The following is a 23019-nucleotide window of genomic DNA, read 5'->3' as shown; positions in this document are numbered from 1 at the left end:
CGATGACCGTTTTGACTCCCCCCGTTCCTCTGGCCACGCCGCGTCGCGCCGGGCTGGGGCTGACGCTGTTCATTCTCGCCCTGCTGCTGGCGCCCTGGGTGGCGGGCGCCGCCGGCGGCAACTACTGGGTGCGGGTCGTCGACTTCGCCCTGCTGTATCTGATGCTGGCGCTCGGGCTGAACATCGTGGTGGGCATGACCGGGTTGCTGGACATGGGCTTTATCGCCTTTTACGCGGTCGGCGCCTATCTCGCCGCGCTGCTGTCGTCACCGCATCTGACGCAGCAGTTCCCGCTGCTGCTGCAGTGGTTCCCCGACGGGCTGCATCTGCCGATGCTGTGGCTGATCCCGCTGGCGGCGCTGTTGGCGGCGGTATGCGGCATCCTGCTCGGCGCGCCGACGCTGCGGCTGCGCGGCGACTATCTGGCGATCGTCACGTTGGGATTCGGCGAAATCGTGCGCATTCTGATGCGCAATCTGGATCGCCCGGTCAATCTCACCAACGGCCCCAAAGGCATTTCCGGCATTGACCCGGTCAGCCTGTTCGGCCTGAGGTTTTCCGGCATGCACGAGTGGTTCGGCGTGCGTTTTTCCGGCCTGTACCTCTATTACTATCTGTTCGCCGCGCTGCTGCTGGCGATCCTGTTCATCAGCCTGCGGCTGCAAAACTCGCGCATCGGTCGTGCGTGGACAGCGATCCGCGAAGATGAGGACGCCGCGCGGGCGATGGGCATCAACACCCGCAACTTCAAGCTGCTGGCCTTCGCCATCGGCGCCACCTTCGGCGGCGTGGCCGGCGCGTTGTTCGCCGCGTTTCAGGGCTTCGTGTCGCCGGAATCGTTCACCCTGCAGGAATCGATCGCCGTACTGGCGATGGTGGTGCTCGGCGGCATGGGGCACATCCCCGGCGTGATCCTGGGCGCGCTGCTGCTGGCCGCCCTGCCGGAGCTGCTGCGCAGCAGCATGGGGCCGCTGCAGCAGGCGCTGTTCGGCCAGGTGCTGATCGATCCGGAAATCATCCGCCAACTGTTTTACGGCCTGGCGCTGATCCTGGTGATGCTGTATCGCCCGGCGGGCCTGTGGCCGGCTCGCCATGCCGGGAGGACCGCCGCATGACGCCGCTGCTTGCTTTAAATCACGTCAGCAAACGTTTCGGCGGCCTGACGGCGGTGGATGACGTCAGCATGAGCATCCGCCAGGGGGAAATCTACGGCCTGATCGGGCCGAACGGCGCCGGCAAAACCACCTGCTTCAACCTGATCACCGGCCTGTATCGCGCCGATGAAGGCGAGTTCCGCCTGTTGGGCCAGCGCTATAAACCCCAGGCGATCGACAAAGTGGCGCAGGCCGGCATTGCCCGCACCTTCCAGAACCTGCGGTTGTTCAACGAAATGAGCGTGCTGGAAAATGTGATGGTCGGCTGCCACGTGCGCACCCGCAACGGCCTGTGGGCGGCGATCGCTCGCCACCGGCGCGCCAAGGCAGAGGAACAGGCGGTGCGCGATAAATCCCATGCGCTGCTGGAGTACGTCGGCATCAGCCAATTCGCCCATTACCGCGCCGGCGATCTCGCCTATGGCCACCAACGCCGCCTGGAGATTGCCCGCGCGCTGGCGACCGAACCCCGGTTGCTGGCGCTGGACGAGCCGGCGGCCGGCATGAACGCCGGTGAAAAAGTAGCGCTGCGCGAGCTGCTGCTGCGCATCCGTGACAGCGGCAAAACGCTGCTGCTGATCGAACACGACGTCAAGCTGGTGATGGGCCTGTGCGATCGCCTGACGGTGCTGGACTACGGCAAAGCGATCGCCGAAGGCGAACCGGCGCAGGTGCGGCGCGAACCGGCGGTCATTCAGGCCTATCTGGGAGGCGGCGCGCATGTCTGAAGCCCTGCTGAGCGTTAAACGTCTCAAAGTGTCTTACGGCGGCATTCATGCGGTCAAAGGCATCGATTTCACGGTGAACGCCGGCGAACAGGTGACGCTGATCGGCGCCAATGGCGCGGGCAAGACCTCCAGCCTGCGAGCGCTGACCGGCCTGCAGCCGTTCGAAGGCGACATCCTGTTCGACGGTTGCTCGATTCGCGGCGCGCCGCCGCACCGGTTGCTGCAACGGGGGCTGGTGATGGTGCCGGAGGGACGCGGCATTTTCACCCGTTTGACGGTGCGGGAAAACCTGCAGCTCGGCGCCTATGCGCGGCGTGACAAATCGGCGGTGCGGCAAGATTTCGAACGGGTGTGCGCTACCTTCCCGCGGCTGAGCGAGCGCCTGCACCAACCGGCCGGGCTGCTTTCGGGCGGTGAACAGCAGATGGTGGCGATGGGCCGCGCGCTGCTCAGCCGCCCGCGGCTGCTGATATTGGACGAACCCTCGATGGGGCTGGCGCCGATTGTGGTGGAAGCCATTTTCACGGTCATCAAGCAGTTAGCCCATGACGGCGTCACGCTGCTATTGGTCGAGCAGAACGCGCGCCTGGCGCTAGAGTCCACCGATCGCGCCTACGTGTTGGACAGCGGCAGCCTGAGCCACAGCGGCCGTTCCGCCGAGATGCTGGACGATGAAAAAATCAAACAGATCTATTTGGGTGAATAACCGTTGTTTCTTTTAACCGCACCAGGAGTATGACATGCAACAGAGCATTCGCATCAAACCGTTGGCGCTGGCCGCCATGACAATGATTCTTAGCCTCCCGGCGCTGGCGGCCGACACCGTGCTGATCGGCCTGGCCGGGCCGCTGACCGGCCCTTCCGCGCGCATCGGCAAAGATCTCGAAAACGGCGCGCAACTGGCGATCGCCGACGCTAACGCGCAGAAACCGACGCTGAACGGCAAACCGGTCACCTTCAAACTGGTGTCAGAGGACGACCAGTCCGACCCGCGCACCGCCGTGGCCGTGGCGCAGCGTTTGGTCGACGAAGGCGTCGCCGGCGTGGTCGGCCACTGGAACACCGGCACCAGCATCCCGGCGGCGCGCATCTATCACGATGCCGGCATCGCCCAGGTGGCGCCGGTCGCCACCGGTCACGGCTATACGCAACAGGGTTTTGACACCAGCTTTCGCGTGATGGGCCACGACGACGACGGCGGCAACTATGCCGGGCAATATGCGGTGAAAACGCTGAAAGCCCAGCGCATCGCGGTGATCGACGATCGCACCGCTTTCGGCCAGGGGCTGGCGGACGAGTTCATCAAATCGCTGCAGGCCCAGGGCGTGCAGCCGGTCGCCCGCGAGTATGTGGATGACAAGACCGTCGATTTCAGCGCCGTACTGACCACCGTGCGCAGCAAAAACGCCGATCTGATCTTCTTCGGCGGCGTAGATTCCCAGGCGGCGCCGCTGGCGCGCAAACTGAAGCAGCTGGGCATGAACGCGCAGCTGATGGGCGCCGGCGGCTTTGTCAGCCAAACCTTCCTGACGCTGGCGCAGCAAGAAGGCGAAGGCGTCGTCGCGTTGGAGCCGGGGCTGCCGCTGGAACAGATGCCGGGCGGCAAGGCGTTTGAGCAAGCCTACCGCGATCGTTACCACACCCACATCGAACTGCATGCGCCCTTCGCCTACGACGCCACCCGGGTGCTGATCGCCGCCATCGAACAGGCCGGCTCGGCCAACCCGGCCGATTATCTGCCGAAACTGCGCGCCATACATTATCAGGGCGTGACCGGCGCCATTGCCTTCGATGCGCAGGGCAACCTGCAACAGCCGAGCTTCACCCTGTACCGGGTAGTCGACGGCAAATGGCAGCCGCAAACCGTGTTGGGCGGCGCCAAACCACAATAAATCAAGAGGAGCAAGGCGATGAACTGTGCAAATAATGAATTGGGCATTTTGGCCCGCAGAAAGATCGAGGCGGAAATCATCAAACCGATCTACCAGATTCTGGTGCGTGAAATCGGCAAGACGCGCGCTCAGGCAGTGATCGGCGAAGCCATCGAGAATGCCGCCATCGCGGCGGGCAAACAGTTCGCCGCTCAGGAACCGAACGGCGCGGATCTGCGCAGCTTCGCCGCCTTGCAGTACCTGTGGGAAAAAGACGATGCGTTGCGCGTCGAGGTGATCAATCAGGACGAACAGCACTTCGACTATAACGTCACCCGCTGCCGCTACGCCGAGATGTATCATGAGATGGGGCTGGGAGACATCGGCCACCTGCTCTCCTGCGCTCGCGACAGCCAGTTTATCGTCGGCTATGCGCCTGACGTTGAACTGCAGCGCACCCAGACCATCATGTCCGGCGCTCCCTGCTGCGATTTCCGTTACGCCGCCAAAACGCCGGGAGAAAAGCCATGACGCATCGGGTCAACGGCGAGCGCCTGTGGCAAAGCCTGCAGGCGATGGCGCAGTTCGGCGCCATCGCTGACAACGGCGTCACCCGCCTGGCGCTCAGCGAAGAGGATCGTCAGGCGCGCGACCAGCTGCGTCTGTGGGCGCTGGAGGCCGGTTGCAGCGTGCGCGTCGATCGGATGGGCAACATGTTCCTGCGCCGTGAAGGCGCGCGGCCCGAGCTGGCGCCGGTTGTCACCGGTTCTCACGGCGACTCGCAACCCCGCGGCGGCCGTTTCGACGGCATCTACGGCGTGCTGGCCGGATTGGAGGTTATTCGCAGCCTTAACGATCGGCAGATCGTCACCGAACGCGCGATTGAAGTGATCAACTGGACCAACGAAGAAGGCGCACGCTTTGCGCCGGCGATGATCGCCTCCGGCGTGTTCGCCGGGGTATTCGACCTGGAATACGGTCTGACGCGCCGCGACGAGCACGGCGTCAGCCTCGGCGAGGCGCTGGAGCGCATCGGCTACGCCGGTGAGTATCCGGTGGGCGGCACGCCGATCCATGCCGCCTTCGAGTTGCACATCGAACAGGGGCCGATTCTGGAAGCGGAGCATCTCGACATCGGCGTGGTGACCGCCGCACAAGGGCAGCGCTGGTATGAACTGGAGGTCGTCGGCTTCAGTGCCCATGCCGGCACCACGCCGATGGACCGCCGCCGCGACGCCCTGCTGGGCTTTGCGGCGCTGGTCACGGCGGTCAACCGCATCGGTTGGGATTTCGCGCCCGACGCGCGCGCCACGGTGGGCATGGCGCAAATTACCCCCAATTCACGCAACGTGGTGCCGGGGCGCGTCTTTTTCAGCGTCGAATTCCGCCATCCAGAGGAGTCAATTCTGGAGCAGATGGAGCAGCGCCTGCTGGCGGCGGTGAACGCCGTCAACGGCGGCGGCCTGACCGCTCGCGCCGAGCGCATCTTCCAGTATCCCCCGATCGCTTTTGATCGGGTCTGCATCGACAGCGTACGTCAAGCCGCGCAAGCGTTGGGCTATCGCCATCGCGACATGATTTCCGGCGCCGGCCACGATGCCTGTTACCTTAACCGCGTCGCCCCGACCGCCATGATTTTCATTCCCTGCGTGGACGGCATCAGCCACAACGAGCGGGAAGATATCACCCCCGCCTGGGCCGCCGCCGGCGCTGACGTATTGCTGAACGCGCTGCTGGCGCACGCCGGCGCCTGATCGTCGCCCCGGTTTCTCGCCGGGGCAAAAAAATATTCAACAAAACGGTTGAATATTAGCCCGCCTGTTCTATATTCAACCATATGGTTGAATTATCTTCCTCACAGCTGGACGCCATTTTTCATGCGCTGGCCGACCCGACCCGCCGTTCGATGTTACGCGCGCTGGCCGGCGGTGAGCGCAGCATTGGCGAACTGGCCGCGCCGTTGCAGATGTCGTTCGCCGGCGCCTCCAAGCACGTGAAAGCACTGGAACATGCGGGCCTGGTGCAACGCACCGTGCAAGGAAGAAACCATATCTGCCGGCTCGAACCCGAGCCTATGGCGCAGGCCATGCACTGGCTGCAAACCTATGAACATTTCTGGACTGAACGGCTGGATGCGCTCGAACAGGCGCTGCTGCAGCCCGAACAGCTTCCTCCCAAGGAGTGAACCATGAATGATTACGGCATGATTATCGAACCCGGCACGCTGCGCATCCAGCGGCTGCTGCCCGGCCCCATCGAGCGGGTGTGGGCTTACCTGACCGAATCCGACAAGCGCGCCACCTGGCTGGCGGCTGGCGCCATGAAGTTGGAAAACGGCGCGCCGCTGGAGCTGGAGTTTCGCAACTCCGATCTGGCGGGCGAGCACGAGCAACCGCCGGCCAAGTACAAACAGCACGGCGGCTGCGTCAGCAACCGCGGCCACATCACCTGCCTGTTCCCGCCGCGCCTGCTGAGCTTTACCTGGGCCGAACAGGATCAGGGGCGCCCTTCCGAAGTGACCTTCGAGTTGACGGAACAGGGAAACGCGGTGCTGCTGACGGTCACCCACCGGCGCCTGGCCAACCGCGACGAGATGCTCAGCGTCGCCGGCGGCTGGCACACCCATCTGGATATCCTGCTGGATCGTCTGCACGATCGGGCGCCGCAGCCGTTCTGGAGCACCCATGCCCGGCTGGAAGAAGAGTACCGCGCCCGCCTGTAATTACGACTCGTCCCGGCGCCTGAACGCCAGATAACCGGCGATCAGCGTAAAACTGCCGACCAGCAACACCAGCAGGATAAAACCGTGGTGATTGCTGGCCAGCGGTATCCCCCCGACGTTCATGCCGAAGAAACCGGCGACGATGTTGATCGGCAACGCCAGCACGGTGATCACCGTCAGGGTGTAGAGCGTGCGGTTATTCTGCTCCATCAGCTTGGCGCCCAGCTCTTCCTGCAATAGCCGGATGCGTTCGGTCAGGCTGGCGAGATCGTTCAACACCACGGTGAACTCTTCGGTAAACTGCCGCAGATCTTGCACCACCTCGCGGCTCAGCCAGGCCGGCGGCCGGTTCAACAGCCGAAACAGCGCGGCCGGTTCCGGCGCCAACAGGCGCTGAAAGCGCAATAACATGCGGCGCATGCGCCCCAGCTCGGCGCGGTTGCGTTTGACGCGGCGGGTCAACAGGCGATCCTCGATGGCATCAACATACTGGTTAGCCTGCCGCACCACCTGTTCCAGCACGTCCTCCTGCTCTTCCAGCAGGTGCGCCAGCAGCTCGGTAGACGACGCCAGCTCCAACGCCGTCAGGCGGCCAAGCAGCCGTTCAATCAATCGCACCGGTTTGTGACGCACGGTGACCACCAGCCCACGGCAGCAATAGAGCCACAGCGTCGCCGTTTCCGGGTTGCTGTCCTCAGGGTGAAAAATCACGTCGTTGAGCACCGCGAACAGATCGTCGCCCTGGCGCTCGATGCGCGTCGTGTGGGAACCATGCCGAATTTCATGGAAGAAAAAATCGGAAATGGCGAAATGGTTTTTCAGCCACTTCTCCGCCGCCGCGTGGTTGAGATTGAGGTGCAGCCAGACAAAGCCGTCGCCGGACGGCAAAGCCTGGTAAGCCTGGCAGACCTGTTGCGAGTTCAGGCGCGCCGGCGGCTCACCGGAACGAAACACATGGCCGTAGATCAGCCCGGTCACTTCATCATCGAAATCAAGCTTGTGCATCTTTTCCGCTAACCGTTGCACCATAACGCCTTATCCTGCCTGTTGCCGTTAACCCAAGACCGTCCCCGCTGTTATAACAATCTTTATTTATCGGCGTTAATGATTTTCGCCGTTCCCGATGATTAATATTTTCGTCATAAAAAGGCCACATTCATTCAGAATACTTTTCAGGCGACAGCTACCGCATTCAATCCTCTCAGGAAGGTCATTATGAGCGATAACAGCGCCGTTCAAACGGGTGTGCCGGCCGCATCCAGCCTGCCCAAGCTGCATCAAAAGAACAGTCGACTCACTGTTCTTTTTTTTGTGTTCTTATTAATTCTGGGGATCGCGTTCGCCGGAGTGAACTTATTTAACGACGTCAGCGACGCCGGCGCCGTCTATACCAGTTACATTCCGTTTTTATTATTGGGGCTGGCGCTGCTGATCGCGCTGGGCTTTGAATTCGTCAACGGCTTCCACGACACCGCCAATGCGGTCGCGACGGTGATTTACACCCACTCGCTGTCGCCGATGGTCGCCGTGGTGTGGTCCGGTTTCTTCAACTTTCTCGGCGTATTGCTCTCCAGCGGCGTGGTGGCCTTCGGCATCATTTCGCTGCTGCCGGTTGAGCTGATCCTGCAGGCCGGCACCGGCAACGGTTTCGCCATGGTGTACGCCCTGCTGTTCTCCGCCATCATCTGGAACCTCGGCACCTGGTGGCTCGGGCTGCCCGCCTCGTCGTCGCATACGCTGATCGGCTCGATTATCGGCGTCGGCGTGGCCAACGCTCTGATCCACGGCCGCACCGGCACCAGCGGCGTGGACTGGGGCCAGGCGATCAAGGTGGGCTACGCGCTGCTGCTGTCGCCGGTGATCGGCTTCGTGTTCGCCGGCCTGCTGCTGCTGGCGCTGAAGCTGTTCGTCAAGAACCGCCAGCTGTACAGCGCGCCTAAGGACAATAGCCCGCCGCCGCTGTGGATCCGCGGATTGCTGATCCTCACCTGCACCGGCGTTTCCTTTGCCCACGGCTCCAACGACGGGCAGAAAGGCATGGGCCTTATCATGCTGATCCTGGTGGGCACCATGCCGATCGCCTACGCCCTGAACCGTTCGATGCCGCCGGAGCAGATCCCCCGGGTGGCGGCGCTGGCGGAAGTGACCAAAAACGAGCTGCTGCGCCAGTTCCCGGCCGGCGGCCAAACGCCGCCGCGCGAGGTGCTGACCGGCTATGTGCGCACCAGCGAACTGACGCCGGAGGTGGTGCCGGCGCTGGCGCAGCTGGCCGGCGCGATCGGCGATCAAATCCGTCAGTACGGCTCGGTCGACAAGATCCCGGCGCAAGCGGTGTCGAACACCCGCAATGACATGTACCTGGCGTCCGAGACCATCAAGCACCTGAAGGCAGAGCGTCAGTTGCAGATCAATCCCGATGCGCAGCGCAACCTCGACGCGTTGAAAGGCGAACTCGACAACGCCACCCGCTTCATTCCCTTTTGGGTGAAAGTGGTGGTGGCGATTGCGCTGGGGCTCGGCACCATGGTTGGCTGGCGCCGCATCGTGGTGACGGTGGGCGAAAAGATCGGTAAATCGCACCTGACCTACGCCCAGGGCGCCAGCGCCGAACTGGTGGCGATGACCACCATCGGCGCGGCCGACGCCTTCGGTTTGCCGGTTTCGACCACGCACGTACTTTCGTCCGGCATCGCCGGCACCATGGCCGCCAACCGCTCCGGCCTGCAGATGGCCACCCTGCGCAATCTGCTGATGGCCTGGGTGCTGACGCTGCCGGCCTCGGTACTGCTGTCGGCGGTGCTGTACTGGATCTTCAACCATTTCTAACACCGGGCTGACACGGAGAAAATCTGATGACCATGCATGAATTCAACCGCGATGACGGTTTCAACCAGCGCCTGCTGCAAGAATTTTACGACAGCTACGATGAAGAGCTGGAAATGGAGCTGGACGACCTGCGCTTCGACGCGGCAGAAGTCGACAGCGACGCGAAGAAAGCCTGGCGCAAACAATACTTCCGCGAACTGCTGCGCCTGCAGGGCGAACTGGTGAAGCTGCAGGATTGGGTGATGCGCACCGGCCACCGGCTGGTGATCCTCTTCGAAGGCCGCGACGCCGCCGGCAAGGGCGGCGTGATCAAACGCATCACCCAGCGTCTCAACCCGCGCACCTGTCGCGTGGCGGCGCTGCCGGCGCCGAACGACCGCGAACGCACCCAGTGGTATTTTCAGCGCTATATCGCGCATCTGCCCGCCGCCGGCGAAATGGTGCTGTTCGACCGCAGCTGGTATAACCGCGCCGGCGTGGAACGCGTGATGGGCTTTTGCAACGACGAAGAGTACGAGGAGTTTTTCCGCAGCGTGCCGGAATTCGAAAAAATGCTGACGCGCAGCGGCATCCAAATCGTCAAATACTGGTTTTCGATCACCGATGAGGAGCAGGAGCTGCGTTTCCTCAGCCGCATTCACGATCCGCTCAAGCAGTGGAAGCTCAGCCCGATGGATCTGGAAAGCCGCCGCCGCTGGGAAGACTACACCGAGGCCAAAGAAATCATGTTAGCGCGCACTAACATTGCCGAGGCGCCCTGGTGGGTGGTTCAGGGCGTCGACAAGAAAAAGGCCCGCTTGAACTGCATCACCCACCTGCTGCAACAAGTGCCTTATGAGGAAGCCGAAGGCAACGTCATCACGCTGCCGCAGCGCAAACGCAGCCCGGAGTACCACCGTAACCCGGTGCCGGACAACATGGTGGTGCCGGAAATCTACTGACCGTAGCGCAGAGAGGCGGTTGCCGCAGCTCTGCGCAAATGCAACGCTTTGATTTCTCTCACGCTAAGGGGCCAAACCCCATGTTAAAGTGGCTGCTTTCCATTTTGACAGGAGTCTTCCATGCGCCAACGCATCATTGTCTGCCCGCTGATTGAAAACGATAACGCCTTCCTGCTGTGCAAAATGGCGGCGCACAAGGGCGTGTTTCCCGGCCAGTGGGCGCTGTCCGGCGGCGGCGTCGAGCCGGGTGAACAAATAGAACAGGCGCTGCGGCGCGAAGTGCGCGAAGAGTTGGGCGCCGCGCTGATCCTCGACAACATCACGCCCTGGACCTTCCGCGATGACGTGCGCATCAAAACTTACGCCGACGGCAGCCAGGAGCAAATCTACATGATTTACCTGATTTTCGACTGCCATGCCGCCAACCGCGACGTGACGATCAACGACGAGTTCGACGACTACGCCTGGGTGCCGCGCGAGCGTCTCGCGGACTACGATTTGAACGAGGCCACCCGCTTCACCCTGCGACAAAAGGGATTGTTGTAACAGTTTGAGCGATTATCGCCCTATTTCCTTCACATTTGCCGGGCAGACTCTTTTGATGTTTTTTAATCACTTAGGGTCACTATTGCCGCCGTTATGCTTTTATCTCACGCTTTTCTCCGTCTGCCTGTCCGGCGCTTCGGCGCCGCCCTCCTGTTCAGCCTGCTGTTCGTTTTGGCGCCCGCACATGCGGCTGCGCCGCCGCTGGTGCTGAATGCAAAATCGGTGCTGGTCGTCAATCAACGCACCGGAAAGACCCTCTATCAGAAGCAGCCGAACCGCGTGCTGCCGATCGCCTCGCTCACCAAGCTGATGACCGCCATGGTCGCCCTGGACAGCAAACGTCCGATGGCCAGCAAGCTCAAAGTCACCGCCGCCGATCGCGATCTGCTGAAGAAAACCCATTCGCGCCTGACCATCGGCTCGGTGCTCAGCCGCCGCGACATGCTGCACATCGCCCTGATGTCTTCGGAGAACCGCGCCGCCGCCGCGCTGAGCCGCAATTATCCCGGCGGACGCAAGGCCTTCGTGGCGAAAATGAATCAGAAAGCGCGCGCCATCGGCATGAAACGCGCCCGCTTCTACGATCCGACCGGGCTGACGCCGCGCAACGTGGCGACCGCCAACGATCTGCTGAAGATGGTCAATCACGCCTATCGCTATCAGTCAATTCGCCGCTTCAGCACCGACAAGCAGCAGATCGTGCGCCCCGGCCGCGGCCAGTTGGTCTACCGCAGCTCCAACGGCCTGATCAACAACCCCGCCTGGAAGATCCAGCTGCAGAAAACCGGCTTTACCGACGAGGCCGGTCACTGCCTGGTGATGCGCACCACCATCAAGGGGCAGCCGGTGGTGATGATCCTGCTCGGCGCACAGCCACGTTACGGCCACTACCGTGACGCCATTCGTCTGAAGGCCTGGCTCGAGGGGTAACACCGCGGCGCTTTACCGTTCTGCGCATATACAAATCCGTTTTGGATCAATGGAATATCCTATCGCCAATCAGTATTAAGGCGCACGCCGCCCACATGGTATTTGTCTGGCATATCTGATGAGGAAAGGAGCGGGAAAATGGCTTATGCCTTGAGCATATTGGAAAAGAGTCCGATCGCCGAAGGGGAAAGCGCCGCGCAGGCGCTGGCGCGCACGCTGCATCTGGCGCAACAGGCGGAACGCTGGGGATATCGGCGTTTCTGGTTAGCGGAACACCACAATACGCCGCAGCTCGCCTGCCCGTCGCCGGAGGTGTTGATCGGTTATCTGCTCGGCCAAACGTCGCGCATTCGCATCGGCTCCGGCGGCGTGATGCTGCAGCACTACAGCGCCTACAAGGTGGCCGAAAACTTCAACCTGCTGGCGGCGCTGGCGCCGGGGCGCGTCGATCTCGGGGTGGGCAAAGCGCCCGGCGGGCTGCCGCTCGCCACCCAGGCGCTGCAGGCCGCCCATGACCGGCAAAACAAACCGGCCTTCCCGCAGCAGCTGTCGCAGTTGACCGCTTACCTGAACGACGACGCCGAACCGGGCCTGAGCGCCACGCCGTTGCCGCCGCACGCCGCCCAGCGCTTTTTGCTCGGCGCCAGTAAAGAGAGCGCGACGCTGGCGGCTGAATCCGGCTGGGCCTTCGTGTTCGCCGCGCATCTGAACGGCAATCCGCAAGACATTAGAGAAGCGCTGGAGCACTACACCGCACACAGCGGCGGCCGCAAGGGGCTGCTGGCGGTGGCGGCGATCGTGGCGCAGAGCCCGGAACAGGCCGCGACGCTGGCGGCGGATATTCAGCAATACCGCGTGCACGTCGCCGGTGAGCAGAGCGTGACCGTCGGCAGCCTGGCCCAGGCCGAGAGTTTCGTGCAACAGGCCGGCGCCACCGACTACCGCATCGAGCCGCGAGAAAGCCATGTTCTGCTCGGCACCGCGCCGCAGGTGCATCAGCAACTGGCGCAGCTGCAGCAGCAGTACGGCGTGGACGAGTTCATCATCGACACGCCGATCGCCGAACCGGCCGCCCGGTTAGCTTCGCTGCAGTTACTGGCGGAGGAGAGTTTGACGCCGGCCTAGTTGATCGCCGCCCCGGCCCGCATGGCGTCGGTCAGATCCTGCGCCAGCGGCGCCAACTGCGCCGGCGTGACGTTAGCCAGGCTGACGCGGAGCGCCGGGCCGCCCTTCAGGCGGAAAGGTTCACCGCCCTGCACCAACCACCCCCGCTGCGCCATCAGCTGCGCGGCGGCGGTTTCCGACCGCACCGGCAACCACAGATGCAGCCCTTCACCCACCGCTAGCGCCATGTGATTCAAGGCATTGAGCCGCTGCACCAGTTCATCCCTTCTGGCCTGATATGCCTGTTGCGCCCGCTGCAGTTGCCCTTCCTGCAAGGTCTGTCTCCACAGCCTGGCGGCGATCTGCTGCAAGATATGGCTGACCCAGCGTTCGCTGATGTACTGATCGGCGCGCATCGCCTGCAGCAACGTCGGGTCACCGCAGGCCAGCGCGATGCGCAGATCCGGGCTGAGAAACTTGCTCAGCGACAGCACATACAGGCCGCGATCGCCGTCGAACGGCAGATGCAGCGGCTGCTGCGACAACGGCCCCCAGAAATCGTCGACGATCGCCAGACACTGCGGATTGTCGCGCAGAAAACGCCGCCACTGCTGCGCGCGTTGCGCAGAGAGCGAGACGCCGGTCGGATTGTGGGCGCGCGGCGTCAGGATCACCGCGCCGGCCGCCCCGCTTTCCGGCAATCGACAACCCTGTTCATCTACCGCCAGCGGCAGCGGCCGCAGACGCAGGTGGCGCAACAGCGTCAATAGCGGCGGCCAGCAGGGATCTTCCACCCACACCGCCGCGCCCGGCTGCACATGGCAGCGCAGCGCCTTTTCCATCGCATCCAGCGCGCCGGAGAACACCGCCGGCTCCCCCAGCGCGACGCCCTGGCGGCCGAGCCACTCGCGCCCCAGACCGGTCAATACCGGCAGATCGCCGCTGATGTCATAACCATTTTGCTGCGGGAACGCCTCCGCCGCGCCAAGCGCCAACGCCGGCAACAATGCGGCATCCAGATTGCCGCTGGCCAGATCGCACATCCCCGCCGGCACCTGACGCGGCGTATAGGCCGCACTCACCGCCGCCAGCGGCGGCTCCAGCACCACCGTTCCCGCCCGCCCGCGCGTCGCCACCAGACCGGCATCGCGCAATCGGGCGTAAGCGCTGGCGACGGTATTCGGATTGACCTCCAGCTCCGCCGCCAGTTGGCGTACCGGCGGCAACAGCTCGCCCGGCCGCAGCGCGCCGTCTTTGATGCGTGCGGCGATCTGCTCGGCAATCTGGACAGCGCCGCCGCCTTTTGCATACAATGAAGTCATACATAAATCCTTTTGTACTAGTTCAAATAAGATTACCCGTTTCCGCGGCCAAAAGTAAGGGGTTCCATGGATAAACATTACGTGCTCGACATTCAGTATGCAGGAAAAGCCTTTGCCCGCCTGCAGATGTTCACCCCCTGGGCAGCCGATCAGCTGGAACAGGCGTGCGCGCTGTTCCCGGCCGCGCAGGGTTATCAGGTGCAGCTCAGCCAGGTCAGCGAACGCCGCATCGTCTACCAGAGCGGCGCACAAGGCATCACGGTGCTGGGCGAGTCGCTGGCGCTGACGCCGTTCACCCACGCTAGCGAGGTTAAACAATGAAAAAAGCCGTCGCCATTCGACACGTCAATTTTGAAAACCTGGGTATCCTCGGTTCCCTGCTCTCGCTGCGTGGCTATCAGATCGATTATTACGATGCCGGCCGCGATGATATTCGTGCTATCAATAATGAAGAGACCGATCTGTTGGTGGTGCTCGGCGGGCCGATCAGCGCCGCCCAGCACTTTTCCGGTGAGCAGCGCTACGATTTTCTCGACCATGAATTGGCGTTGGTCAAACAGCGCCTGGCGCAGCGGCGACCGACCCTCGGGGTGTGTCTCGGCGCGCAGGTGATCGCCCAAGCGCTGGGCGCCGACGTGATCTCGCTCGGCGTCAAAGAGATCGGCTTCGCCCCGCTGACCACGCTCGCGGCACAAGACGACTCGGTGCTGGCGCCGCTGGCCGATACGCCGGTGCTGCATTGGCACGGCGATATGTTCATGATCCCGGACGGCGCCCGCTGCCTGGCCGGCACGGCGATTTGCCCGCATCAGGCTTTCGACTATCAGGGGTTCGCGCTCGGCCTGCAGTTCCATCTGGAGGCGGATCACCGCGATATCGAACGCTGGCTGATTGGCCATGCCTGCGAGCTGGAACTGGCCGACATCGCGCCCCAGAGCCTGCGCGAACAGGCGGCGCGCCACGGCGCGCAGCTGGAACAGCGCGCGCGGCAGGTGTTCGCCCGCTGGCTGGATAATAACGAACCAAGGATGTAACTCATGCAACAGGCTTCACCCTTGCGGTCACCGTCCATCGACGTGATCAGCATTCAATCTCAGGTGGTCTACGGCAGCGTCGGCAACGGCATCGCCTACCGCACTCTGCTGAAAAAGGGGCTGGAAGCGCTGCAGGTGCCCAGCGTGCTGTTCGGCTGCCCGCCCTATTACGGCAAGCCGCACGGCGGCGTCATCTCCGGCGAGTGGTTCGGCGGTTTTCTCGACGATCTGATCGCCCGCGGCGTGATGAAACGCACCCGGGCGGTGATCGTCGGTTACCTGGGCGACGTGATGCAGTGCCATATTCTGGCCAACTGGCTGCAGCGGGTGCGCGCCCTCAATCCGCAGATAAGGATCTATATCGATCCGGTGATGGGCGATTACGGCGAAGGGATCTACGTGGATGAGCGCATCGTCAACTGCTATCGCTCGCCGTTCCTGCGGCTGGCCAACGGCCTGACGCCGAACGGTTTCGAACTGGAGCAGCTGTGCGGCCGCGCTCTGAGCAGCCGAGAGCAGACGCAACGCGCCGCGCAGGTGCTGTTGAACGACACCACCGAATGGGTGCTGGTCACCAGCGCGCCGGGCGTCGCGCAGCGCGAAGACGAGGTGGGATTGATGCTGGTCACCCGGCAAGAAACGCAGTGCTTTACCCATCCGAAGGTTAAATCGGCGGTCAAAGGCACCGGCGATCTGTTCACCGCACTGCTGGTGAGCCATCTGCTGCGCGGCGCCGCGCTCGACGCGGCCGTGGTCGCCGCCGGGGGCGAAGTGTGCGACGTGCTGGCCGAAGCGGCGCATTTCGGTTGGGAAGAGATCGGCAGCCTGCGGGCGTTAAAGCCGTAAGGCCGGTGGAGAGTCAGGGGCAGCGTGCCGCCCCTGATACCTATCAGCGTTTTTTCTTTTTGTTGAAATCCAGCTCGAAGGCGAACACCGCGCTCTGAATTTTACGTTCCATCGCCAGCCCCAGCTTGAGGAAACGGCACGACAGGCGCGAGAAGTGCACCACCTGATCGTTATCGTCGGTTTCCTGATCATCGTTGACCACCACCAGCTCCATGTTGACCTTGAAGCTGCCGTAGCTGCCCAGATCCAACTCCGCTTTCTTGAACTGCAGGCCTGGCTGGAAGAAATCCGGCAGCGGGCCGTCGAAGCGCAAACCGACGCCGCCGGCGGACAGATCGTGGATCCGCAGCTCGTACGGCGTGCCGTCCGGGTATTCGCCGGTACAGAAGAATTGGCGCCAGTGCGGCGTGGTGATGCGGAACTGACGGCGGCGCTGGATGTAAACCAACTCCTGCGGCAGCCGGGTCGAGCAGGCCTGGACGCCCTGATGTTCGGTCAATTCCGCCTGGCCGACGGAAAACTCGATTTTGGCGTCGTGGCTTTCAATCACGATGGTGCAGGCGCCGTCGATGGCGTTTTCCGCTTCCTCACCGCTAAACACGATATTGTCCGGCCCGACGCTCAATAACAGACTTTGAAACCGGTGCTGCTGATTTTCTACGCGCAGCGGCGTGCGTTGTTTGCAAATTTCACGCAGAATCGCCAGAACTTCAAAACGCTCCCGTTTGATAAACAGTCCGTTATCGCTGTGCTCCACACGTCTCTCCTGACTTTTTTTCTAATGACGTATTACGTATTCCTTACGGTTATCATCTCTGGGAATATTCCTAAAGTCAAATTTGCCAGCGCTGCCAGGCCTGCGGCAGCAGGCGTGCGAAACGTTTCGCCCACGCCTGCTGCCCGCGTTCATCGGCGATCAGATCCTGGCGGATTTCGATGCCGACATAAGGCAAACCGCGCCGTTCCGCATGCACCGGCAACGTGTAGTCGGTGGCGTCAGTCATTGCATAGGGCTCGTTGATCCCCACCTGCAAATCCCCCTCTTCGCGCAGCAGTTCGGCCAGCAGCAGCGCAAATTCCGGGTAGCGATTAAACAGCAGCCCCACCTGCCAGGGGCGCGATTCCCCTTTGAACACCGGCGTGAAGCTGTGCATGGCGATCACCGCCGTCGGCAGTTCGCGCAGCTGACGTTGCCCCAAATGATCGTCGATGGCGTGGTGATACGGCAAAAACACCTCACGCTCGCGCGCCAGCGCGTGCTCGGCGTCGATACCGATATTGCCGGGTATCGGCGTCAGTTCGGACAAATGCGGGATCGAGCTGGCGATGCCGGGCGCCCGATTGCAGTCGATCACCAGCCGTGAGTAACGCTGGTGGATCAGGGTGGCGTCCAGTTGGCGGCTCAGATAGCGCGACACGCTCAGCGCGCCGATATCCCAGCCGATGTGGCGTTCAATCTCCCCCGGCGGCAAACCGAGATCGCCAAGAGATTGCGGTATCGCCTTGCCGGCGTGATCGCACAGCAGCAAAAAGGGCGCTTTGCCGCGCGGGATTTCAACGGCAGCTGCGGGCGGTTCATCGGCGGACAATAGCGGCGGGATAAACGAATGGGGCATGACAGGCTCCGGCGGTGGAAAGCAAAACGTTTATCGTAGCGCTATCCCGTCGCCGGCCCCAAGGTCGTGCTTAGATCAAAAAGGCATGAGTCAGACTATAGTCATGCCGTCTCGGCCGGCTGCGGCTGGTGCACCGCGATATAACGCTGATACCGCGACGGCTTGAGCCGCGTGGTATCCACCAGCACCAGTCCGTCGATACAGTTGTTGAACGCCGGATCGGTGCCGAAATCGATAAACTGTACCCCGCCCGGCTCGCACAGCTCGGTGTACTGCTTGTACAGCGTTGGGATCGAGCAGCCGATATTGCTGAGCAGGCTCTTCAGCCGCACCAGATCTTCCTGATAGTTGTCCCCGGCGAACTGCGCCAGCACCTGCGGCAGCGACGCCGGATAAGGCCGCCGCGACTGCCCGAACGCGTGATCCGGCGAGAAATAGAGCCGATAGAAGGCGATCAGCAAGTCACGTGCTGCCAGCGGCATGCCGCCGGAGATCGACACCGGGCCGAACAGATAGCGGTACTGCGGGTATTTCGACAGATAGGCGCCGATGCCCAGCCACAAATAGTCCAGCCCGCGCTTGCCCCAATAGGCCGGCTGAATAAAGCTGCGCCCCAGCTCAATGCCCTGCGCCAGGATCGGTTCCATATCGCGGTCATAATGGAACAGGCTGTTGCTGTAGATGCTTTCCAGCCCTTTGCGCGCGATTTGTTCGGCGGTAGGGATAAAGCGATAGGCGCCGACGATCTCCAACTCCTCCTCATCCCACAGCACCAGGTGGTAGTAATCGTCGTCGTAACTGTCCAGATCGCGGCGGCGGCCGGATCCTTCCCCCACCGCGCGGAAGGCGATCTCGCGCAGGCGCCCCAGCTCGCGCAGGATTGGCGTACGCGCTTCGTCATGGCGACGATAGAGATAGATGGTTTTACCGTCCGGCGTTACCCCCAACCGTTCGCAGTTCGCCAGCGCCTTTTTCAGCTCAAGACGATCTTCCGGCAGCGCGATTGGCGACTCGCTGGCGAACAGCCCCGGCTTGCCCTGGCCCAGGCGATAGACGTGGCGGCGAAAACGCTCCGCCAGATCCTTGGCGCTGGTGTGGCCGTCGTGCCAGTTGGCGAACGGCACGCGGCCGCCCACGCGGATCTTGATGCGCCCGCCCCGCTGCTGGAACATTTCGCGCACCAGCAGCAACGTCGACAGCGGCCGGTAGACCAGTGAGGTAAAGTAGAACAGGTTGCTGTTGCGTGCGCTGATGTGGATCGGCACGATCGGCGCGCGCGCTTTGGCGGCCAGGCGCAGAAAACCGGTATGCCAGTGGCCGTCGCGGATGCCTTTCGGGCTCATGCGCGACACTTCGCCGGCCGGGAACAGGATTAGCGCGCCCTGATTGTCCAGTTGTTGCTGCATGCCTTCAATCTGTTTGCGGCTGGTTTTATAAGCGACGTTATCCACCGGCACGAACAGGTTGCGCAGCGGCTCGATGTAGGTCAGCAGCTGGCTGGCCACCACTTTCACATCCGGACGTACCGCCGCGACGGCACGCAGCAGCACCAGGCCGTCGAGCGACCCGATCGGGTGATTGGCCACGAGCACCACCGGCCCCTGGCTCGGGATATTTTCCAGATCGCCGTCCACCAGTTCGCAGCTGAGGTTGAAGTAGTCCACCACCTGCTCGATCAGATCGAGCCCTTTCAGGTGGGGATAGTCGGCGGCGAACTGTTTGAATTCTTTTTCGAAGAGAAGGGTTCTTAGCAGGCTGCGCTGCCAGGCAGGGGTATTGCGGTGTGGAAATGCATCTTGCAACAGAGAATCCAGGCTGAACATCGCGTTATCTCCTGACGTAGTCGCTGCAAACTTAAGCCAGAGCCGTGACTCTGACGTGTCAGTTACATGACAATAAAATGAATCCATCGACTATCAGGTATAGCAAAGTAATGGCGATTTGGGAGTGAAAGACGCATTTTCGCCCCCATTTGACCTCACATCGGGGCCAGCAACGCTTCGATGCGGCGGTTTACCGCTTCTCGCAGGCGCAACAGCGGCTCGGCCTGGTGCGGATAACGCTTGAAGGTGATGCGCATGCCCAGTTCGCGTTCGATCAGCGCCTCCACCGTCGCCCTGTCGGTCAAACGCTCCAACAGCTGCAGCGCGCGCATATCCTGCAGCCCCTGGTGCAGCACCCGCAGACGCAGCGACTCCACCGGCTGCAGGTCATCGCCCGGATAGACCACGAACGGATCGCCGGAGGGAAACGCATGGCCGCTGTCGGTCACGGCATAAGGATTGATACGTTCGAGCGAATGGGCGCTGTTATAGAAGTTGAATCCCCAATGCAGGAAGCCGGCGATGCGGTACAGATAGAGCTGCACGCCCAATATGCGGTTGCGCGCCGAAGGCTGGGCGAAGAACCGGTTGGCGACCTCGGTCTTCTGCACGCAGCAGTAATAGGCCCACAGGCCAGGCACCCGGTGTTCGATAAAGGGCTCAATATGATCGGTGGCGGCGACCGGGATTTCCACCAGGCCTCGCTGATAGAAAGCGAAATCCGACAGCGCATCGAAAGTGCGAAAGCCATCCAGTAGCGGCAGCAGCGCGGCGCTGGCGCGCCGGTAGGCCGCCAGGTTGTCCAGCGTCGGCTCATCGGAAACATGGAACCACACCTGTCGTTCCAACCCCCGCTCGCGGAACCAGGCGGTCAATTCGGGCAGCAGCGCCTGCAGGAAACGCTGATACGGTTCGCCCTGCGCATCGGTGTGCCAGCCGAACAGCGGTCGCGCCTCGCCCTGCTCCTCCACCACGATCTTCGGCGCATGCGCCGCGCCCCATTGGGTAAACAACGGCGCGATTTCGAAGTGCTCGATGCCCTCTTCCTGCGCCAACGCCACCCACTGCGCCAGGCGGCTGAAATCGAAGCGATACCCCTGCGCGGAACGCGACACCCTCACCAACTGCACCGTGGTGCGTTCACCGCCGACGGCGGTATCCAGCGGCGGCGTAAACAGCGGCGTCAGCAGCATATTGACCCCGCTATGCACCGCGCAGCGCACAAAGTTGCGCACCGCGCGCCAATAATCCGGGCTGAACACCGCCAGACGGTAGTAATCCGCCAGGCAGTCGGTGTGCAGCCACTCGGTGTGCAACAGCGTTTGCGGCGGCAACGCCGCCGGCACCAGATGCAGCGTCAGCGTGGCCTCGGCCAGCGCCTCGCCGCTCTGGGCATCCCGCAGCCGCAGGGTCAACGGAAAGTCGCCGGCCAGTTGCGCGTCGGCCGGCGGCGTCAGGGTCAACCACAGGCTGCCATAATAGCGGCAGGCGGCAAAAAAACGCCGTTGCGGCAGCGGTATCAGCGGATCGGGAAATAAGCCCGGCTCAGTCGTCAGGTAATTCTCATCGGTCTCGCGATAACAGGGAAAACCGCTCGGCACCGATTGCACCTGGCGCACGCTGATATACTCCGCCAGCGGCCCATCGAGTTGATAACACAGCTCATGGCGAGTCTCGTTGCCCGGGGTTTGCAAACAGTACACCGCCTGCCAGGACAGCACCTCGTTATTTAACCCGCTCAACCGATTTTCCACGGCAATGGGCGGCATATTTTGGCGATGAAATACTTTCTCCAGGCAATGCGTAAATACCAGAGACAGGCGCATGATATTCCGCCCTCTTTATTATGGATGAATAAGTGTTGTGAGATTCAGGCTAGCGTCTTTTATCGACACAAACAATAGCCGGCAATAAAAAACGTTTGCGCGCCCCCCCTGGACAGCCTCAGCAAGATTTTTTTGTTTATTTGCATCACAAAAATGAAAGAAGCTGAAGCTTGCACAATAAAAATATTTTTAATCCCCATTATGGTGCAAGGGTTATCAGTTATTCCTATGCCTGCGAAGGCCGCTAAATGCCGCGCCACCGGGGAAAAAACCCGCATAAAGGTTAATGAAATGTGAACAAGAGCGCCTTTCGCTTGACCGTGAAAGCCTTTCGATTTTAACAACAACGAAACATTGACGCCCCATTTTTGGGCGTTTGGGGGTGTATTGACACATTGAAAGTTAAGGGATAGAAAGAATTTACGTTGCGAAAAACGCTATTCGTCGCTCACCGAGGGGAAAGCAATGTCACCGATAAAAAATACCGGCCGCTTGCTGGCGCATTCTATTCTTGCCAGCGCATTATTATTACCCACGCTGCTCCATGCCGCAGATAAAATAACTTTGCGCTATGCCGTTTGGGACAGAAATCAATTACCCGCCGAACAGGAGATTGCCAAGCGCTTTGAACAGGCCAATCCGGATATAAAAATAGAAATAGAATTAACCCCCTCGGCGCAATATTTCGTTAAATTAGATTCCGCCGCCGCCGGCGGCGTAGCGCCAGATATATTCTGGATCAATATGCCTTATTTTGTGCAGTATGCTAAAAACGGCATTATGGAGCCGCTGGCGCCCTATATTAAGGACAGCGGCCTTAAGCTGGACGACGTGGTCGCCAGCTCGGTGAAAGCCTATCAGTATGACGGTCAGCAGATGGCCATCCCGCGCGACGTCGATTCCATCGCCGTGTGGTACAACAAAAAGCTGTTCGATCAGGCCGGCGTCAGCTACCCCACCAACGAATGGAGCTGGGACGATCTGAAGAGCAAGGCCGCCGCGCTGAAAAACGGGCTGAAAGGCGCCGCCTTCCCGCTGGTGATGGATCTCAGCATCGACGGTCAGGACAGTTACATGAACCTGCTGTTCCAAAACGGCAACCACATCGTGCCGAAAGACGGCCAGCCCACCGACATCGCCAACGACAGATCCCTCTGGGTCTACCAACAGCTGCAGGGCATGATGAAAGACGGCCTGATGCCAAGCGCCCAGCAAATGAGCGAAGTCAAAACCGAGAATATCTTCCAGTCCAACCGCGCCGCGATGGTCTATGCCGGCTCCTGGCTGGCGGCGCCGTTCGCCAATAACCCGCTGATCAACGACCACATCGGCGTGGTGATGATGCCCAAAATTGAACGCCAGTCCGGCGTGGCGCACAGTCTGGCCTTCGCCATGTCGGCGAAAAGCGCCCACAAGCAGGCCGCCTGGAAATATATCGCCTTCATGAGCAGCGAAGCCTCGCAGGCGGAGCTGGCCAAGGTGGTGATCCCGGCCAACAAGACGGCGGCCAAGGTCTGGGCGCAGCAGATCCAAAAGGTTGACGTCACGCCTTATATCCAGACCCTTGAAGTGACCCAGGCTTACCCCACCGCCGGCACCAATACGCCGAAGTGGCAAAACATGTGGATCGCCAGCCTGAAAAAGATCTTTATGGGCGCGGACGCTAAGCAGGAAATGGACAAATCGGTCAAGAAGATCGCGCGCGTCATGGAGCAGTAATCCCCCCCCCC

Annotated in this window: 23 protein-coding genes; 17 read left to right on the top strand and 6 right to left on the bottom strand. The window is 61.7% G+C overall.

Annotated elements, in window-relative coordinates:
• The first annotated feature begins 2 nt into the window (after window positions 1-2).
• From ACJ8PL_RS14330 to ACJ8PL_RS14295, 8 genes are all read left to right on the top strand, one after another.
• The gene (locus tag ACJ8PL_RS14330) at window positions 3-1115 is read left to right on the top strand and encodes a branched-chain amino acid ABC transporter permease (protein WP_049299342.1); all 1113 of its coding nucleotides are present in this window, start codon (window positions 3-5) and stop codon (window positions 1113-1115) included.
• Entirely contained in the window at window positions 1112-1882 is a 771-nt protein-coding gene (locus ACJ8PL_RS14325; RefSeq protein ID WP_016927621.1) for an ABC transporter ATP-binding protein, read from the top strand. Before ACJ8PL_RS14330 ends, ACJ8PL_RS14325 begins: the two co-directional genes overlap by 4 nt.
• Window positions 1875-2588 (top strand): ABC transporter ATP-binding protein, encoded by a 714-nt coding sequence (locus tag ACJ8PL_RS14320; RefSeq protein ID WP_442531233.1) that lies wholly within the window; start codon window positions 1875-1877, stop codon window positions 2586-2588. The genes ACJ8PL_RS14325 and ACJ8PL_RS14320 overlap by 8 nt, the downstream gene beginning before the upstream one ends.
• 76 nt (window positions 2589-2664) lie before the next feature.
• Window positions 2665-3774 (top strand): branched-chain amino acid ABC transporter substrate-binding protein, encoded by a 1110-nt coding sequence (locus ACJ8PL_RS14315; protein WP_370531000.1) that lies wholly within the window; start codon window positions 2665-2667, stop codon window positions 3772-3774.
• Window positions 3775-3792: 18 nt separating this feature from the next.
• Window positions 3793-4284: an L-2-amino-thiazoline-4-carboxylic acid hydrolase gene (locus ACJ8PL_RS14310; RefSeq protein ID WP_442531232.1), complete on the top strand. Its 492-nt coding sequence runs from the start codon at window positions 3793-3795 to the stop codon at window positions 4282-4284.
• A complete protein-coding gene (locus tag ACJ8PL_RS14305; RefSeq protein WP_442531231.1) occupies window positions 4281-5507 on the top strand; it encodes a Zn-dependent hydrolase in 1227 nt (408 codons plus the stop codon). Before ACJ8PL_RS14310 ends, ACJ8PL_RS14305 begins: the two co-directional genes overlap by 4 nt.
• Window positions 5508-5590: 83 nt before the next feature.
• Window positions 5591-5938 carry an ArsR/SmtB family transcription factor gene (locus ACJ8PL_RS14300; RefSeq protein WP_004938187.1) on the top strand — a complete coding sequence of 116 codons (348 nt, stop codon included), beginning with the start codon at window positions 5591-5593 and terminating at the stop codon, window positions 5936-5938.
• Window positions 5939-5941: 3 nt separating this feature from the next.
• On the top strand, window positions 5942-6475 hold the full coding sequence (locus ACJ8PL_RS14295; protein WP_016927616.1) for an SRPBCC family protein: 534 nt from the start codon (window positions 5942-5944) through the stop codon (window positions 6473-6475).
• Here ACJ8PL_RS14295 and ACJ8PL_RS14290 read toward each other — a convergent pair whose 3' ends face one another.
• Complete coding sequence (locus tag ACJ8PL_RS14290) at window positions 6476-7504, bottom strand: transporter (RefSeq protein ID WP_016927615.1); 1029 nt, start codon at window positions 7502-7504, stop codon at window positions 6476-6478. It abuts the gene before it with no gap.
• Window positions 7505-7690: 186 nt separating this feature from the next.
• On the opposite strand from ACJ8PL_RS14290, the gene ACJ8PL_RS14285 reads away from it, so the two are divergent.
• The 5 genes from ACJ8PL_RS14285 (at window position 7691) to ACJ8PL_RS14265 (ending at window position 12843) form a co-directional block, all read left to right on the top strand.
• Window positions 7691-9301, top strand: a complete 1611-nt coding sequence (locus tag ACJ8PL_RS14285; protein WP_016927614.1) for an inorganic phosphate transporter — start codon at window positions 7691-7693, stop codon at window positions 9299-9301.
• 26 nt (window positions 9302-9327) lie between these two features.
• Entirely contained in the window at window positions 9328-10242 is a 915-nt protein-coding gene (ppk2, locus tag ACJ8PL_RS14280; RefSeq protein ID WP_016927613.1) for a polyphosphate kinase 2, read from the top strand.
• A 120-nt stretch (window positions 10243-10362) separates the two neighbouring features.
• Complete coding sequence (gene nudI, locus ACJ8PL_RS14275) at window positions 10363-10788, top strand: nucleoside triphosphatase NudI (protein ID WP_046898268.1); 426 nt, start codon at window positions 10363-10365, stop codon at window positions 10786-10788.
• A 93-nt stretch (window positions 10789-10881) separates the two neighbouring features.
• Window positions 10882-11718 carry a D-alanyl-D-alanine endopeptidase gene (gene pbpG / locus ACJ8PL_RS14270; protein WP_016927611.1) on the top strand — a complete coding sequence of 279 codons (837 nt, stop codon included), beginning with the start codon at window positions 10882-10884 and terminating at the stop codon, window positions 11716-11718.
• Window positions 11719-11856: 138 nt separating this feature from the next.
• On the top strand, window positions 11857-12843 hold the full coding sequence (locus ACJ8PL_RS14265; RefSeq protein ID WP_016927610.1) for an LLM class flavin-dependent oxidoreductase: 987 nt from the start codon (window positions 11857-11859) through the stop codon (window positions 12841-12843).
• On the opposite strand, the gene ACJ8PL_RS14260 is transcribed toward ACJ8PL_RS14265, so the two are convergent.
• Window positions 12840-14144, bottom strand: a complete 1305-nt coding sequence (locus tag ACJ8PL_RS14260) for an aminotransferase class I/II-fold pyridoxal phosphate-dependent enzyme (protein ID WP_117286769.1) — start codon at window positions 14142-14144, stop codon at window positions 12840-12842. The two genes, ACJ8PL_RS14265 and ACJ8PL_RS14260, sit on opposite strands and share 4 nt — an antisense overlap.
• Window positions 14145-14210: 66 nt before the next feature.
• Between ACJ8PL_RS14260 and ACJ8PL_RS14255 the strand changes: the two genes are divergently transcribed.
• Genes ACJ8PL_RS14255 through ACJ8PL_RS14245 form a run of 3 tightly spaced genes read left to right on the top strand, consistent with a single transcriptional unit; the run spans window position 14211 to window position 16024 of the window.
• Window positions 14211-14465 (top strand): hypothetical protein, encoded by a 255-nt coding sequence (locus ACJ8PL_RS14255; protein WP_016927608.1) that lies wholly within the window; start codon window positions 14211-14213, stop codon window positions 14463-14465.
• Window positions 14462-15178, top strand: a complete 717-nt coding sequence (locus ACJ8PL_RS14250; protein ID WP_016927607.1) for a glutamine amidotransferase — start codon at window positions 14462-14464, stop codon at window positions 15176-15178. The genes ACJ8PL_RS14255 and ACJ8PL_RS14250 overlap by 4 nt, the downstream gene beginning before the upstream one ends.
• A gap of 3 nt (window positions 15179-15181) precedes the next feature.
• Window positions 15182-16024 (top strand): PfkB family carbohydrate kinase, encoded by an 843-nt coding sequence (locus ACJ8PL_RS14245; RefSeq protein WP_442531230.1) that lies wholly within the window; start codon window positions 15182-15184, stop codon window positions 16022-16024.
• A gap of 43 nt (window positions 16025-16067) precedes the next feature.
• On the opposite strand, the gene ACJ8PL_RS14240 is transcribed toward ACJ8PL_RS14245, so the two are convergent.
• From ACJ8PL_RS14240 to ACJ8PL_RS14225, 4 genes are all read right to left on the bottom strand, one after another.
• Window positions 16068-16781 (bottom strand): flagellar brake protein, encoded by a 714-nt coding sequence (locus ACJ8PL_RS14240; RefSeq protein ID WP_004938226.1) that lies wholly within the window; start codon window positions 16779-16781, stop codon window positions 16068-16070.
• A 76-nt stretch (window positions 16782-16857) separates the two neighbouring features.
• The gene (locus tag ACJ8PL_RS14235) at window positions 16858-17640 is read right to left on the bottom strand and encodes an N-formylglutamate amidohydrolase (RefSeq protein WP_049299357.1); all 783 of its coding nucleotides are present in this window, start codon (window positions 17638-17640) and stop codon (window positions 16858-16860) included.
• Between the two features lie 101 nt (window positions 17641-17741).
• Window positions 17742-19463, bottom strand: coding sequence for an ornithine lipid synthase OlsF (olsF, locus tag ACJ8PL_RS14230; RefSeq protein ID WP_442531229.1), 1722 nt, complete (start codon window positions 19461-19463; stop codon window positions 17742-17744).
• Between the two features lie 155 nt (window positions 19464-19618).
• Window positions 19619-21289, bottom strand: a complete 1671-nt coding sequence (locus tag ACJ8PL_RS14225; protein ID WP_442531228.1) for a DUF4091 domain-containing protein — start codon at window positions 21287-21289, stop codon at window positions 19619-19621.
• 465 nt (window positions 21290-21754) lie between these two features.
• Between ACJ8PL_RS14225 and ACJ8PL_RS14220 the strand changes: the two genes are divergently transcribed.
• Entirely contained in the window at window positions 21755-23008 is a 1254-nt protein-coding gene (locus ACJ8PL_RS14220; RefSeq protein WP_117286768.1) for an ABC transporter substrate-binding protein, read from the top strand.
• Window positions 23009-23019 lie beyond the last annotated feature (11 nt).

This window comes from Serratia sp. CY83965 (genome assembly GCF_052166375.1).
GTDB classification, from domain to species: domain Bacteria; phylum Pseudomonadota; class Gammaproteobacteria; order Enterobacterales; family Enterobacteriaceae; genus Serratia; species Serratia marcescens.
The sequence above is the reverse complement of the archived record's forward strand: the minus strand, read 5'-3'. Positions and strand labels throughout refer to the sequence as shown.